This is a genomic window from Microbacterium sp. A20, assembly GCF_004794515.1.
GTDB lineage: Bacteria > Actinomycetota > Actinomycetes > Actinomycetales > Microbacteriaceae > Microbacterium.
The window spans coordinates 80,230-92,332 of record NZ_SSDF01000071.1 but is presented as its reverse complement, the minus strand read 5'-3'; the positions used below and the strand labels follow the sequence as shown (position 1 = coordinate 92,332).

The window sequence follows — 12,103 nt, the reverse complement described above, 5'->3', positions numbered from 1 at the left end:
CTTCGAGGTGCTGTCCGGTCACTGTTGAGGAGAACCCCCTGCGCGCACGGCGCGGGACCCAGGAACGGAGCGAGCGAGATGCGGATCGTCGTGTTGGGTGGGACCGGCCAGGTGGGCCGGATGGTCGTCGAGAAGCTCGAACGTCGCGCGCAAGCGGTCGTGGTGGCTTCGCCGTCGAGCGGTGTGGATGCGCGCACGGGGCAGGGCCTCGATGCCGCACTCGAGTTGGCCGATGCCGTGATCGACGTCACGAATACCCCGGACGTGTCGGGTGCCAACGCGCGCGCGTTCTTCGAGACGACGACGCAGCGTCTGTTGGAGGCGGAGGAGCGCGCGGGAGTGAAGCACCACGTCGTACTGTCGATCGTCGGAGCGGATCACACCGGGGACGACGGGTACTTCGCCGCCAAGGGTGTGCAGGAGAATCTCGTGCGCTCGGGCCCGATCGCCCACTCCATCCTGCGTTCCACCCAGTTCTACGACTTCGCGCGCAAGATCGCAGAGTGGAACACCACGCAGGACACCGTGCATCTGCCTCCGAAGATCGTGCAGCCGGTGGCGGCGTCCGATGTGGCGGAAATGCTCGTCGACCTGGCGATGGGCGATCCCCTCGCCGGCGCGATCGATTTCGGCGGCCCCGAGCAGATGCCCCTTCCCGACTTCGTGCGCCGCGTGCTCCGCGTCGACCATGACCCGCGCTATGTCGTCGACGACGCGGAGACCACTACCCTGGGCTTCAACATCTCCGGAGACCTTCTGCTCCCGCGGTCTCCGCTGCGTCTCGCTCCCACCGCCCTCGATGCATGGGTCCATGACGAGGGCCGGCGCTTGGTCGCAGGAATCCGATGACGACGGGGAGGCGAAGGGCGTGACGATGGCCGAGAGCGGATTCGGAGAGATCACAGACCTCGACGAGGCGGTGCGGGTATTCGACATGCACCGCCGGCGACTCTTCGGCATCGCATACCGGATGCTGAGTACGGTCGCCGATGCCGAGGACATCGTGCAGGAGACGTGGATCCGGTGGCAGAACACCGATCGCAGCAAGATCCAGGAGCCCGTGGCGTTCCTGACGACGATCACCACCCGGCTCTCGATCAACGTGCTGCAGTCGTCGCATTCGCGGCGCGAGACGTACATCGGGCCGTGGCTTCCCGAGCCGGTCAACACCGATGACGATCCGGCGCTCGGTGCGGAACGGGCCGAGGCGCTGCAATTCGCGATCCTCCTGACGCTGGAGAAGCTGACGCCCACCGAGCGGGCGGCCTATATCTTGCGCGAGGCCTTCGACTATCCCTATCCGCGCATCGCCGAGGTGATCTCCAGCAGCGTCGTGAGCGCGAGGCAGCTCGTGAGCCGGGCGCGGGCGCACCTGTCGTCGGCGCGCAACGCCGACGTCGATCCGGTCGCGCAGCGGCGCCTGCTTGAGGCCTTCCTCGCGGCCGCCCAGAAGGGCGATGCCCGCGAGCTCGAGACTCTCTTCGCGGCCGACGTCGTCAGCTACACCGACGGCAACGGCGCCAAGCTCGCGGCGCGCATCCCCGTGCTGGGTCGCGGGCGCGTCGCCAAGTTCGTCGCGGCGTTCGCGCATCACTTCTGGACCGGGAAGACGATCGATTGGGTGCAGGTGAACGGTCAGCCGGCGGCCACCCTCGTCGAGGAGGGGACGGTCACGACCATGGTCACGGTGACCACTTCGAGCGAGGGCATCCTGCAACTTCTCTGGGTGATGAGTCCGCAGAAGCTCGGGCACGTCAACGCGGTCACCGCATGACTCGCAAGCATTACCCGGCGTGGCTGCGCCGGCGCCGTCATGGTTCTGCCGATCTCGACACCATCGAGTCGCTCGCGGGCGCGCTCTGCGCGCGGGACGAGGACGCGATCCGCGTGCTGCTCCACCCCGAGGTCACGGTGGTCATCGACAGCGGCGGTCATGTGCACACCGCTCCGATGCCGGTGACAGGGTCGGAAGCGGCTGCCGCGGAGCTGCGTGCCCTGATGACGCCGGGGACTTTCGTCGCCACCGCGTCGATCAACGGTGTGCCGGGGCTCACGCTGGTTCGCGAGGGTCGGGTCGTCGCCGCACTCACTGCCGCGATGAGATCGCGCGTGCTGTCCAACTTCTGGATCGTCTGCAACCCCGACAAGCTGCGCCACTGGAACCGATAGCCGAGCTCGGCACGTCAGAGGATCGGCACCGCGCGGTCCGCGCCGAGGCGCTTCATCACCATCGTCGAGGTGAGCCGCTGCACCCCGGGAAGCGCGCCGAGGGTGTTGTCATAGAGCTCCTGATACGCGCCCATGTCGCGGGTGAGGATGCGCAGCATGTAGTCGGGGTCGCCGAACAGGCGCTGCGCCTCGACCACCGCCGGGATCGCCACCACGGCCTCCTCGAACGCGACGATGGTGTCCTTGTCGGTGCGCCCGATCGTCACGAACACGATCGCCTCGAACGTGAGGCCGACCGCCTTCGGAGCCACCACCGCGCGGTAGCGCTCGATCGCCCCGGACTGCTCCAGCTCCTTGAGCCGTCGATGACAGGCGGAGAGGCTCAGGCCGACGTGCGAGGCCAGGTGGGTGGCGCTCATCCGGCCGTCGTCCTGCAGCAGCGAGAGAATCTCCCGGTCAAGTGCATCCATGGCGACAAGTCTTGCAGGAACCAGCCCGCCTGACGCGAAGAATCGAAGCACCTTTCGCGAGATCCTTCGTAGTCTCTTCCTCGGATTGAGGAGGACCGATGGATATCGCACTGGTCATGCAGTTCTGGCTGGTCGCGGTCATGCTCGCGTTGACCCCCGGCGCCGACTGGGCGTACGCGATCTCGGCCGGCCTGCGGGCCCGCTCGATCGCTCCGTCCATCCTCGGGATGCTCGCCGGCTACACGGTCGTCATCGTCGCCGTCGCGCTGGGGCTCGGCGCGCTCGTCACCGCGTATCCGGTCACGCTCACGACCCTGACCGTGGTCGGTGCGCTCTATCTGATCTTCCTCGGCGCCACGACGCTCGCCAGCCGTCCTGCACCCATCGCCGAGAGCGGTGAGCCGATCGCGACCGGAGGATGGTCCCAGTTCCTGCGCGGGTCGGGGGTGAGCGGCATCAACCCCAAGGGACTGCTGCTCCTGCTCGCGCTGCTGCCGCAGTTCACGAGCCCTGACGGCTGGTCGTCGACGACGCAGATGCTCGCGCTCGGCGGACTGCACCTGCTCAACATCGCCGTCGTCTACACGACGGTCGGACTCCTCGCCCGCCGCCTGCTGCGTACCCGCCCGCGCGCCAGTTCGCTGGTCACCCGCCTCGCCGGGATCGCGATGACCGTGATCGGCATCGGGATCCTCGTCGAGCAGGTTCTCGAGTGGCTGTGACGGTCGCATATCCCCGGCCGTCAGCCCCGCCCGCGCCGGTCACGCGGAGATAGCGTCGAACGCGGAACCATCTACGTGCGAAGGGAACCGGTGACACGCATGGCACGCACGACCACGGCGCTCCGTCTGCTGCTGCCGGCGTTCCTGCTCGGCGCGATCATCGCCATCTCGTTCCTGGAGGCGCCGCTGAAGTTCCTGGCGCCCGGTGTCACCATCCCGATCGGACTGGGCATCGGGCGGCTCGTGTTCACCGCGTTGAACGTGCTCGCCGGTGTGGTGCTGATCGTGCTCACGGTGGTGAGCGTGCGCGCGCGGGCGGGCCGCGCGACGCTGGGGATCCTCGGGTCGATCTGGCTCGTCTACCTTGTCGAGATCGCGGTCATCCGCCCCGTGCTGAACCAGCGCAGCGATCTGGTGATCGCGGGAGCCGCGGTACCGGGGACCAACTGGGCGCACTACGCGTACATCGCGGCCGACGTGGCTCTGGTCGGCCTGCTGACCGCCCTGATCGTCGTGACCGTGCGGAAGGTTCTGCCGGCCGACGCGGGCTGAACTCCTGCGTCAGGGGCGGACGCGCACCGTTCGGCCTTCGAACGACACCAGGTCACCGTCGCGGAGCTGGCGTCCACGGCGTCGGTCCACCTCGCCGTTGACGGTCACGTATCCGTCGATGATGACCTCTTTGGCGTCTCCACCCGAGTCGAGGAGGCCGGCGAACTTGAGGAACTGTCCGAGGCGGATCACTTCGCCGCCGATGGAGATGTCGTCGATCGGTCCGGAGTTCGTCATCCCTGAATGCTATCCGTCGCTGCGTCCGCCGCCACGCATGACGATGCCGCCGCCCCCGGGGGTGGGGCGGCGGCATCGGGAGTGTCGGACGTCGAAGGACGGCCGGGGTGAGGCCCCGGCTCAGTCGATGTCGGTTCCGACGACGGCGAAGTCGGCGCCGAAGTCGATGTCGATCGAGCGGTTGTCCGACGTGAGGACCGACGCGTCGTACGGGCTCACGTCGTCACCGTCCACGTCGAGGTCGGTGATCATGCCGTCGGCCTCCGCGAGCGCGGCCTCGACCAGCGAGCGGATCGTCGCGTCGTCGAGGGTGAGCGCGGGGCCGGTGTCGTCGCCGTCGGCGGGATCGGTCTCGATGACGGACGCCGCGAGACTCTTGTCCACGCGAACCTCGGTCTCGGTGCCGTCGGCCGTCGTGAGCTGCACCTCCCAGGTGCCGTCGCGCTTCCCGTCGATCGATGTGACCTCGCCCTCGGCGGCGCCGCGTGCAGCATCCGCGATCTCGATCAGCTCATCTGCCGATGCCGTGCCGATGCCGGTGACCGGACCGCGGTCGTTCGACGAGCCGCTGTCGTCGTCGTGTCGATCGTCGTGATCGCCCTGGGGTGCTCCCTCGTCGTGACGGGGGCCGTCCGACATCGAGGACCGGTCGTCGTCATCGCCGAACTCGTCGCCCATCGCCGCGCCGACCGCGATGCCGCCGCCCGCGAGGATCACGGCCGCAGCGATGCCGCCGCCGATGAGGAGAGCGCGCTTGCGTCCGGGCTTCGCTTCGGATGCCGCGGGGGTGATGACCGGGCCGGCTGCGGGGAATGTCGGGTGCTGTCCGGCGTCGGCTGTCGGGGCTGCCGCGGGGGCGACCGGGACGGTCTGTGCATCCGGGGTGCTCGCGGGGGTCTGGTCGGGAGTCTGGTCCGGTGTGGGTGTCTTGTCGTCCATGTCCCGATGGTCTCGCGCGGGCGCTGAATCCTCCCTGAAGCCTCCTGAAGGATCATTCAGCAACCGGTGTATCGGCGCGATTCTTGGCACAACTTCGGAGATGAGCCGCGCCACGCCGCGCGGAGGGCCGAGCCGTCGGCGTGTCGCTACGGATCTCCGAAGTTGTGCTGCGCGGGCGCGGGCGGGGGCAGGGCGGGGGCGAAGGGACGGGGGCAGAGGCTGCGGGAAAGGGGCGGGAAGGGGTGGGAGGATGCCGTCAGCCGAGCGGAAGTGTGAGGACGAAGCGCGCGCCGCCCCAGCGGGAGTCGTCGACCGCGAGAGTCCCTCGGGCGGAGGAGGCGATGCCCCGGGCGATCGCGAGACCGAGCCCGCTGCCGCCCGCATCGCGGCTGCGCGCTTCATCGAGGCGGACGAAGCGCTCGAAGATGCGCTCACGCTCCTCGGCGGGCACGCCGGCGCCGTCGTCCTCGACCGTCACGAACACATGCCCACCGGAGGGGATCACGCCGATCGCGACCCGGTTGCGGCTGTGGCGCGCGGCGTTGTCGGCGAGGTTGCGCACCAGCTGGCCGAGCAGGCGGGGATCGCCGTGCACCCTCGCCGCCTGGATGCCGGAGCCGTCGACCTCGTGCCCGGCCGCGCGCAGCCGGCGCACCTCGCCGAGCGCGATGTCGTCGAGGTCGATCGGCTCGTCGTGCGTGCTCGCGCCTTCGTCGAGGCGGGCGAGAAGGAGTAGAGACTCGACGATGCCCTGCAGGCGGAGTCCCTCCTCCGAGACGACCTCCGCGAGTTCGCCGATGCTCGTCACGTCGGGGTGGGCCTGTGCGAGCTCGGCGTGCTGACGGATGGTCGCGAGCGGCGAACGCAGCTCGTGCGAGGCGTCCGACACGAAACGCCGCTGCGCGGTGGCGGCGGCATCGAGCCGGTCGAGCATGCCGTTCATGGTCGTCGCGAGCGCCGCGATCTCATCGGCCGTCTCGGGCACCGGCACTCGCTGGTGCAGGCGCTCGGCGGTGATGCCGTCGACCTTCTCGCGGATGCGTTCGACCGGGCGGAGCGCGCGCCCGACCACGAGCCAGGTGGTCACCGCGACGAGCAGCAGGAGCAGGGGGACCGCGATGGCGAGCAGAGTCGCGACCGTCGTCAGGGTCTCGGCGTCGTCGTCCATCGACACGGCCAGCACGAGCGTCTGGTCATCATCGAGGTCGTCCGAGACGACGAGCATCTGCTCGCCGTCGACGGTCGTGGTCTGCGGATCGTCGGACACCGGCAGGGCCGTCGAGCCGAGCGCCTCGCGGGCGTCCTCGCTGGCCGCCCGCACCGATCCGTCGGCGCCGATGAGCTGCACGAACTCGTCCTCGAGGGTGTCGATCCCCCCGCGGCCCGGTCCGTCGCTGCGCTCGGCGAGCTCGTCGAGGCGCTGTTCGGCCGCGCGCTCCGTGCTGCCGTGGATGCTCGCGCTGAGCACGCCGTAGAACGAGAGGGCGCCGATGAGCAGGGCCACCGCGACGACGACGGTCGCCCCGAGCGTGGTCCTGCCGCGCACCGAGCGCCAGCTGCGACTAACCACCGTCGGCCGCCAGTCGGTAGCCCGCGCCGCGGATGGTCTCGATCGCCTCGCGGCCGAACGGCTTGTCGAGCTTGCGGCGCAGATGCCCGACGTAGACCTCGACGATGTTGGGGTCGCCGTCGAAGTCGTCATCCCAGACGCCCTCGATGAGTGCGCGCTTCGACAGCACCTGGCCGCGATGGCGCATCAGGTACTCGAGCACCGAGAACTCCCGCGCGGTGAGGGTCACGGGGGTGTCGCCGCGCCAGACCCGGTGGGCGGCGGGGTCGAGCCGCAGATCGCCGGCCTCCAGGATCGCCGGCCGAGCCACGGCCCCGCGGCGCACGAGGGCCCGGAGGCGCGCGACCAGGATCGCGAACGAGAACGGCTTCGTCACGTAGTCGTCGGCCCCGGTCTCGAGCGCCTCGACCTGGTCCCACTCGCCGTCTTTGGCGGTCAGCATCAGCACGGGAGTCCAGTTCTCCTCGGCGCGCAGCGCCTCGCACACCTTCCAGCCGCTCATACCCGGCATCATCAGGTCGAGCACGATCGCGTCGTACCGCGTCTCGCGCGCCCGCCAGAGTCCATCGACGCCGTTGTGCGCGACGTCGACCGCGAAGCCTTCGGCCTCGAGGCCCCGGCGCACGCCCTCGGCGAGGCGCACCTCGTCGTCCACCACCAGGATCCGCATTCCTCCAGTGTGCCGGTCCGCCGCTGAATCGGGGCTGAAGCCGATTCGAAAGTGTTCAGGGGAGAAGCCGCAGGTGCTGCTGGATCTCGCGGATCACCTCGCCCAGCGTCCCGGCGGCGAGCAGGCCGGGGCCGAGCGGGCCGGCGGAGTCTTCACCGAGAGGCGGAAGTGTGCGCAGGGCGGCGGATGCTTCGGGGGAGAGGGCCGCGAGTTGCCAGCGCACCTCGGCGGCGCGCGCCTCGCGCACCGAGGGATGCGCCAGCTCCACGGCCTTCGCCGCGTAAGCCGCAGCCCCGAGCGCATGGGCGCCCATGTGCGCGACGCCCGCGGCCTGAGCGGCGGACCGGGCGGCAGCCACCCCCGCCGGTGAGGTCGCGCTGTGAGCGGCCCTACCCGCGACGAATCGCCGACGGATCTCTCCGGCAGCGGTGAGCTCACACCGAGCGAAGGCTCGCGCTCGCGCGATGGCATCGCGTGCACGGCCATCGTCCCGCGCCTCCGCTTCGAACAGGGGCAGCACCCGCTCGGCGCAGTCGGCCGCCCACACCGCGACGATCCGCCGGTCGGCCTCGGTCATGCCCTGCACGGTGGTCATGTTCACCCCGCCCGCCGTTCGGCACGCTGCCGGGCGGCCTCGTGCGCTTCACGGAGCAGGGCGAGAACGGCATCCGACGTCCGCTCCGCCGGGTCGACCACGCACACCCACCCGGACGCGCCGTACAGCGGATGCCGATGGAACACGTCCGTCTCCGTCGGCTCGCCATCCGAGGGGATGAGCGTCTGCACCTGCTCCCGCCGGACATGGATGTTCACCCGGAAGCGCCCCGGAGTGTCCAGCGCGGACGCGATGTCGTCGGGATAATTCTTCGTGATGATCGTTCCGTACGGCTGGGTGCGCTCGGGCATCCGCCCATCGGGTGCGTAGTAGAAGTAGGCGTCTCCCCAGGACAGCGCCGGGAACTCGCTGCCTTCTTCGGGGGTGACGACGAGGACGCCGCCGAAGCCTCGGACTGTTTCGATGATCTCCTGCATCTCCATCCCTCAATGATGAGCTTCACGTGCTTATGTGGACTCGGATGCCGAAGAAAGCGGGAACACCATGGCAAACCCTCCAGAGCAGGTCATGACCACGGTCGCGCTCGGCCGACGCGTGGGGTACTCGACGCAGCAGGTGCGCGACCTCGAGCGGCTCGGGGTCATCCCGCCCGCCGCTCGCGGATCGAACGGGTATCGGCGCTACGGGGCGCGGCACGAGGTCGCCGTGCGTGCGTATCGGGCGATGGCTGCCGCCATCGGGCCGGTGCCCGCCCGGCGGATGATGCCCACCCTGATCGACGGTTCGGTGGAGCAGGCAGCCGAGTGGATCGACGATCTCCACGCGGATCTTGCCCGCGAGCGCTCGCGGGTGCGTGAGGCGTTGCGTGGGCTCGACGTCGCGGTGGCCGAGGCTGACGATGACTTCGACGACGCGGATGCGATGAGCATCGGCGAACTCGCACAGGCTCTCGGCATCCGCCCGTCTGCGCTGCGGCACTGGGAGAGCGAAGGTCTGGTGCATCCGAGGCGGGGTACGGCGTCGTCGCGGTCGTATGGTTCGGCGGCGATCACGGAGGCGCGGGTCGCTGCCGCCCTTCGCTCAGGAGGCTACGGGATCCCCGCCATCTCACGGATCCTCGACCAGGTGCGCGCGCACGGCCGCACCGAGGAGGTGCAACGCATCCTCACGGCGCGGTTGGCCGACCTCGCGGGTCGAAGCGTCGCGCTCCTCGGGGCCGCGGGACACCTTCACGACCTGTTGGCAGCCCGGGTCGAGGTCGTCTGATCCGCCGTGCACCGCGAGGTCGGATGGCTAGCTTTTGGCGGCTCGGGCAGGCGGTCGCCTCAGCCGATCGATCGGAAGAAGTCTCGGCGCGCGGCGTTCACGTCGGCGCCCTCCCGCGAGGGATGCACCCGATTGGTCAGCAGTACGCCCCAGCCCTTGGAATCGAGCTCGACGGCGAAGGCGGTGCCGGTGAACCCGGTGTGGCCGACGGCAAGAACATCGCCCATCCACGTTCTATCCCGCACTCGCAGACCGAACGCTTGGCCGTAGCCCGCCGCCGCGTCGACGACCGGTGTCACCATGAGCCGCACGCTGTCCGCAGAGAGGACACGCTTATGAGCCCCCTGGCCCCCATCGCGAATCGTGCGGGCGAGGGCAGCGACATCGTGCACTGTCCCGAAGAGTCCGGCATGGCCAGCGGGGCGACCAAGCGCGTGTGCCAATTCGTCGTGGACCTCGCCGCGCACGAGGCCTCGATGCGGCTGCACCTCGGTCGCCACCGCGCGGATCGCCGAAGGGTTCCAGGTGAGGTTCACGGCACCCATGGCCGCGGTCGCGTCCGCCACGAGGGCTGGGAGAGAGTCACCCGAGACCCGCTCGACCAGCTCGCCGACTGCGATGAATCCGACGTCCGAGTAGAGGTGGACCGCACCGGGATCCGCGCGCAGCTCGCTGCGCAGCACCGTCGAACGCAGCTCGTCTCCCACGAGTCCCGAGCGCCACGCGCCGCCTTCGGCCGGAAGACCGGACGTGTGCGTGAGCAGGTGCCGTGGCGTGATGAGCGCGGCACTTGCGCCCCTGCCGACCGGGAGCACGGACGCGACCGGCTCATCCAGATCGAGTATCCCGGCATCCGCCAGGCGCAGCGCGGCTACGGTCGTGAAGATCTTCGTGAGCGAGGCCAGGTCGAACAGGTGCTCTGCGCCGAGCGGCTCGGGATCGTCTTCCGCGGTTGTGCCCAGCAGCCTCAGCTCCTCGGCCTCCCCTCGATGCGTGCTCCGAAGCGAGGCCCACGCCGAGCCCGGCGCCCCGTTCACCACGGGCGCCTCACTTACTCATCCCGGAGGTGAGCCCGTTGATGATCTGCTTGGTCGCGAGCAGGAACAGCACGATCAGAGGGATCGTCGCGATCGTGAGCCCGGCGAACAGCTGCGGCCAGTCGGTGGAGTATTCGCCGAAGAAGCGGGTCAGGCCGACGGGCAGCGTGTAGGAGTCGCGGTCGCGCAGGAGGATCAGCGGGTAGAAGAAGTCGTTCCACACCGGCACGAAGCGGAAGACGATCACGGTCGCGAGGGCGGGTCGCACGAGCGGCAACAGGATCTGGATGAAGGTGCGGAACGGACCGGCGCCGTCGATGCGGGCCGCTTCCTCGAGCTCGATCGGCAGCGCACGGAAGAACACCGTCAGCACAAAGGTCGTGAACGGGATGCCCAGCGCGCCGTAGACGAGGATCAGGCTGAACACGTTGCTGGTCATCTTCAACGAATCGAGCAGGTAGAACAGCGGCAGAATCGCCAGGTGCACGGGCAGCATGAGACCGGAGAGGAACACCGCCTCGATGCCCCGGAAGAACTTCGCCCTGGCCCGGGCGAACGCGTACGCCGCGAGCACGGACACGACCGTCGTGACGATGACCGACCCGACCGTGACCGTGATCGAGTTGAGGAAGTACGTGTCGAAGGATGCCGTGATCCACGCGCTCTGGAAGCTCGTGAACGTCGGCGGCACCGGGAGGCCCAGCGGCTCGGTCGCGATCTGCTGCTGGGTGCGCAGCGAGTTGTTGAGCATGAGCAGCAGAGGGCCGATCGCGATGAGAGCGTAGCCCCAGAGGAAGATGTTCGCGAACAGTCGCCCGATGAACGGAGTGTCCGAGGTGCGGCTCGTGCGGCGACGCGGTGCGGAGGGGCGGCCCGAGACGATCGCCTCGGTCGTCGGCTCGGTGCGGGGTTCGGTGGCGGTGCTCATCAGAACAGCTTTCGTTCGGCGCGACGCATCGTGGAGGTGATCACGACCGAGATCACCATGATGAAGATGAACAGGACGGTCGCGAGCGCGGAGGAGACGCCGATCGAGTTCGGGTTCCCCGACTCGAACGCGGTGCGGTAGAAGAGCAGCATCATCACGTCGGTCGATCCGGCCGGGGCGCCGTTCGAGCCCGCGAGCGCGAACGGGATCGCCATGGCCTCCATGCTGCCGATGAACGTGAGCACGGTGATGATGCCGATCGTGGGCGTGAGCATCGGGAGGGTGATGTATCGGAAGCGCTTGCCCGCGGTGGCGCCGTCGAGGGCGGCGGCTTCTTCGATCTCCTCGGGGATGCCGCCGAGCGCTGCGCCGTAGAGCAGGATCGGGAAGCCGATCCACTGCCAGGCACTCACGAGCACGATCACCCAGATCGCGAGCTGCGGATCACCGAGCCACGGGAGCGCGAGGCTCTCGAGCCCGACACCGCGGAGGATCGCATTGACCGGACCGAACAGCGGGGAGAGCATGAGCGACCACAGGTAGCCGATGACCATCGGGCTCACGAGGTAGGGGAGCGCGAAGATCGTCTGGAAGAACCGCTTGGTGCGCTTGCGGCGGTGCAGCAGCGTCGCGATGCCGAGGCCGAGCGAGTTCTGGAAGACGAGTGCACCCGCGAAGAGCAGGAGGTTGTGTCCGAACGCGTTCCAGAGCTCGGAGGCGTAGGGCTCCTTCGTGAGGAGGGTGATGTAGTTCGCGACGCCGGCGAATCCGCCCTGCTTCGTTCCCTGCCAGTCGAAGAACGAGTAGCTGAGCGCGGCGAGCATCGGATAGAGGATGAGCACGGCGAACAGCACCGCGGCGGGGAGGACGAACAGCGTCGCGGTCGGGGTCGACAGGGCGATTCCCGCGCGCGAGCGCCGTGTCTTCTCCCGGCGGAGAGGGAGGGTCAGGGCCATGATGCCTCTTTCGCTGCGTGAGGGGCGCCGA

The 12,103-nt window shown here is 69.2% G+C and carries 16 protein-coding genes; 6 read left to right on the top strand and 10 right to left on the bottom strand.

Features of this window, described 5'->3' with window-relative positions; translation table 11 throughout:
• Nucleotides 1–78 precede the first annotated feature (78 nt).
• From DW298_RS08205 to DW298_RS08195, 3 genes are read left to right on the top strand one after another with little or no spacing between them, the layout of a single operon-like run.
• Nucleotides 79–849: an SDR family oxidoreductase gene (locus DW298_RS08205; protein ID WP_136041948.1), complete on the top strand. Its 771-nt coding sequence runs from the start codon at nucleotides 79–81 to the stop codon at nucleotides 847–849.
• The gene (locus DW298_RS08200) at nucleotides 812–1,774 is read left to right on the top strand and encodes an RNA polymerase sigma-70 factor (protein WP_240745064.1); all 963 of its coding nucleotides are present in this window, start codon (nucleotides 812–814) and stop codon (nucleotides 1,772–1,774) included. The genes DW298_RS08205 and DW298_RS08200 overlap by 38 nt, the downstream gene beginning before the upstream one ends.
• Nucleotides 1,771–2,169, top strand: a complete 399-nt coding sequence (locus tag DW298_RS08195; RefSeq protein ID WP_136041947.1) for a hypothetical protein — start codon at nucleotides 1,771–1,773, stop codon at nucleotides 2,167–2,169. The genes DW298_RS08200 and DW298_RS08195 overlap by 4 nt, the downstream gene beginning before the upstream one ends.
• 14 nt (nucleotides 2,170–2,183) lie before the next feature.
• On the opposite strand, the gene DW298_RS08190 is transcribed toward DW298_RS08195, so the two are convergent.
• Complete coding sequence (locus DW298_RS08190; RefSeq protein WP_136041946.1) at nucleotides 2,184–2,639, bottom strand: Lrp/AsnC family transcriptional regulator; 456 nt, start codon at nucleotides 2,637–2,639, stop codon at nucleotides 2,184–2,186.
• 98 nt (nucleotides 2,640–2,737) lie between these two features.
• Between DW298_RS08190 and DW298_RS08185 the strand changes: the two genes are divergently transcribed.
• Together DW298_RS08185 and DW298_RS08180 are read left to right on the top strand one after the other, a co-directional pair.
• Complete coding sequence (locus DW298_RS08185; protein ID WP_136041945.1) at nucleotides 2,738–3,361, top strand: LysE family translocator; 624 nt, start codon at nucleotides 2,738–2,740, stop codon at nucleotides 3,359–3,361.
• A gap of 99 nt (nucleotides 3,362–3,460) precedes the next feature.
• Entirely contained in the window at nucleotides 3,461–3,913 is a 453-nt protein-coding gene (locus DW298_RS08180; protein ID WP_205820307.1) for a hypothetical protein, read from the top strand.
• Between the two features lie 9 nt (nucleotides 3,914–3,922).
• On the opposite strand, the gene DW298_RS08175 is transcribed toward DW298_RS08180, so the two are convergent.
• The 6 genes from DW298_RS08175 to DW298_RS08150 all read right to left on the bottom strand — a co-directional run bounded on the left by DW298_RS08175 (nucleotide 3,923) and on the right by DW298_RS08150 (nucleotide 8,367).
• Nucleotides 3,923–4,150 (bottom strand): RNA-binding S4 domain-containing protein, encoded by a 228-nt coding sequence (locus tag DW298_RS08175; protein WP_136041943.1) that lies wholly within the window; start codon nucleotides 4,148–4,150, stop codon nucleotides 3,923–3,925.
• 120 nt (nucleotides 4,151–4,270) lie between these two features.
• On the bottom strand, nucleotides 4,271–5,089 hold the full coding sequence (locus DW298_RS08170) for a PepSY domain-containing protein (protein ID WP_136041942.1): 819 nt from the start codon (nucleotides 5,087–5,089) through the stop codon (nucleotides 4,271–4,273).
• A gap of 256 nt (nucleotides 5,090–5,345) precedes the next feature.
• Entirely contained in the window at nucleotides 5,346–6,659 is a 1,314-nt protein-coding gene (locus tag DW298_RS08165; RefSeq protein WP_240745063.1) for a HAMP domain-containing sensor histidine kinase, read from the bottom strand.
• A complete protein-coding gene (locus DW298_RS08160) occupies nucleotides 6,652–7,329 on the bottom strand; it encodes a response regulator transcription factor (protein WP_091030577.1) in 678 nt (225 codons plus the stop codon). The genes DW298_RS08165 and DW298_RS08160 overlap by 8 nt, the downstream gene beginning before the upstream one ends.
• Before the next feature lie 55 nt (nucleotides 7,330–7,384).
• Nucleotides 7,385–7,924, bottom strand: coding sequence for a putative immunity protein (locus DW298_RS08155; protein ID WP_136041941.1), 540 nt, complete (start codon nucleotides 7,922–7,924; stop codon nucleotides 7,385–7,387).
• A gap of 2 nt (nucleotides 7,925–7,926) precedes the next feature.
• Complete coding sequence (locus DW298_RS08150; RefSeq protein WP_136041940.1) at nucleotides 7,927–8,367, bottom strand: DUF6194 family protein; 441 nt, start codon at nucleotides 8,365–8,367, stop codon at nucleotides 7,927–7,929.
• A 61-nt stretch (nucleotides 8,368–8,428) separates the two neighbouring features.
• Here DW298_RS08150 and DW298_RS08145 point away from each other — a divergent pair, with 61 nt between their 5' ends.
• Nucleotides 8,429–9,151, top strand: a complete 723-nt coding sequence (locus DW298_RS08145; protein WP_240745062.1) for a MerR family transcriptional regulator — start codon at nucleotides 8,429–8,431, stop codon at nucleotides 9,149–9,151.
• A 59-nt stretch (nucleotides 9,152–9,210) separates the two neighbouring features.
• Here DW298_RS08145 and DW298_RS08140 read toward each other — a convergent pair whose 3' ends face one another.
• The 3 genes from DW298_RS08140 to DW298_RS08130 are packed head-to-tail and all read right to left on the bottom strand — an operon-like array spanning nucleotide 9,211 to nucleotide 12,072.
• Nucleotides 9,211–10,188, bottom strand: coding sequence for a beta-lactamase family protein (locus DW298_RS08140; protein ID WP_240745061.1), 978 nt, complete (start codon nucleotides 10,186–10,188; stop codon nucleotides 9,211–9,213).
• 10 nt (nucleotides 10,189–10,198) lie between these two features.
• On the bottom strand, nucleotides 10,199–11,116 hold the full coding sequence (locus DW298_RS08135) for a carbohydrate ABC transporter permease (protein WP_136041938.1): 918 nt from the start codon (nucleotides 11,114–11,116) through the stop codon (nucleotides 10,199–10,201).
• Nucleotides 11,116–12,072 (bottom strand): sugar ABC transporter permease, encoded by a 957-nt coding sequence (locus DW298_RS08130; protein ID WP_091030601.1) that lies wholly within the window; start codon nucleotides 12,070–12,072, stop codon nucleotides 11,116–11,118. The genes DW298_RS08135 and DW298_RS08130 overlap by 1 nt, the downstream gene beginning before the upstream one ends.
• Between the last annotated feature and the right edge of the window lie 31 nt (nucleotides 12,073–12,103).